The organism is Nitratidesulfovibrio liaohensis (genome assembly GCF_011682075.1).
Lineage (GTDB): Bacteria > Desulfobacterota > Desulfovibrionia > Desulfovibrionales > Desulfovibrionaceae > Cupidesulfovibrio > Cupidesulfovibrio liaohensis.
This window is the reverse complement of record NZ_VSMK01000660.1, coordinates 1-894: the sequence shown is the minus strand read 5'-3', so window position 1 is coordinate 894 and position 894 is coordinate 1. Positions and strand designations below refer to the sequence as shown.

Below are 894 nucleotides of genomic sequence, written 5' to 3'. Positions count from 1 at the left end.
GCCGCGTTCCTGCGCGCGTTCCGCAGTGCCGGGCAGGGCGTGCAGGCAGGCCACGGTGCAGCCCAGCGGGGCAAGGCGGCGCAGGGGCATGCCAGCACGGGCCATTTCCGTGTCGGTGTAGATGGCGCAGCCGCGCGCAAGGGCGGCTACCCCGGCGGCTATGGCCACATCCGGAAGGTGCAGGTGGGGCAGGATGTCGAAATCGGCGCAGGTGTGCACCAGCCGTCGCGCCACCTCCCAGGCCCGGCCCGCGAAGGGCTTGGGTTCGCCTGCTTCCTCGTCGATGATGGCGAAGGAGCGGGCCTCGATGGCGTCGGGCGTGAAGGCCTGTTGCAGGCGCGGGTCCGTATCGGCGGAACCGGCAGTGGAGGAACCCTCGCTTGCGGGGGCTTTGGGGGTCAGGGGCATGGGATGTCTCCGGGGGCGGCGCAGGCAGCCACGAAGGCGCGCGCCGCAGCGGGGTTGGAGCCGAAATGCAGGTGCACGTACGAGCCGGACACCGAGCCAGCGCACAGTCCTTCCGTGCCCAGAGGGGTGCCGTTGCGGTCGCGCAGGGTCCACACGGAGTGGCCGGAGTGGCCGGATTGGGCGGCAACAGGGCCGGGAGAGACCTCTTTCGACGCGGGGTCCAGGCGCGAATAATGGAATTCGTGGCCGCGCAGCACCGTGCCCGCCGGGCCGAACAGCGAGGCGCGCAGGGCTTGTGCCTCGCGGTAGCCCAGGGCGCGCAGCCGCGCATCCATGCGGCAGGCGGCGGGCAGGCAGCCGGTCATGGCGTGTAGGTTGCCGTGCGTGTCGGTGATGGACCGCATCAGGTACATGAAGCCGCCGCATTCCCCATGCACCGGGCGCCCCTGTGCGGCCAGGGTGCGCACGGCGGCCAGCATGGGGGCG

Annotated in this window: 1 protein-coding gene and 1 pseudogene; both read right to left on the bottom strand. The window is 71.9% G+C overall.

Features of this window, described 5'->3' with window-relative positions:
* Window positions 1–408: precorrin-8X methylmutase (locus FVW27_RS17460; RefSeq protein ID WP_167127638.1), on the bottom strand; the 408-nt coding region annotated here is incomplete at its 3' end.
* Window positions 399–894: pseudogene (locus FVW27_RS17455) on the bottom strand (cobyrinate a,c-diamide synthase); the annotation flags it as partial. The pseudogene FVW27_RS17455 and the gene FVW27_RS17460, both read right to left, overlap by 10 nt.